Annotated in this window: 1 rRNA gene; it reads right to left on the bottom strand. The window is 56.0% G+C overall.

The features are described from left to right. A 23S ribosomal RNA gene (locus ABD010_RS18275) occupies positions 1-518 on the bottom strand; the annotation flags it as partial.

Below are 518 nucleotides of genomic sequence, written 5' to 3'. Positions count from 1 at the left end.
CACCTCGGACCTATCTACCTCATCGTCTCTGAGGGATCTTACTCACTCGAAGTGATGGGAAGTTTCATCTTGAGGGGGGCTTCATGCTTAGATGCTTTCAGCACTTATCCTTGCCACACGTAGCTACCCAGCTATGCTCCTGGCGGAACAACTGGTACACCAGCGGTGTGTCCATCCCGGTCCTCTCGTACTAAGGACAGCTCCTCTCAAACTTCCAACGCCCACGACGGATAGGGACCGAACTGTCTCACGACGTTCTGAACCCAGCTCGCGTACCGCTTTAATGGGCGAACAGCCCAACCCTTGGGACCGACTACAGCCCCAGGATGCGATGAGCCGACATCGAGGTGCCAAACCTCCCCGTCGATGTGAACTCTTGGGGGAGATAAGCCTGTTATCCCCGGGGTAGCTTTTATCCGTTGAGCGATGGCCCTTCCATGCGGAACCACCGGATCACTAAGCCCGACTTTCGTCCCTGCTCGACTTGTAGGTCTCGCAGTCAAGCTCCCTTCTGCCTT

Origin of the sequence: Virgibacillus siamensis (assembly GCF_039522605.1) — a bacterium.
Taxonomy (GTDB): Bacteria; Bacillota; Bacilli; order Bacillales; family Amphibacillaceae; genus Lentibacillus; species Lentibacillus siamensis.
This window is presented reverse-complemented; position numbering and strand designations above follow the sequence as displayed.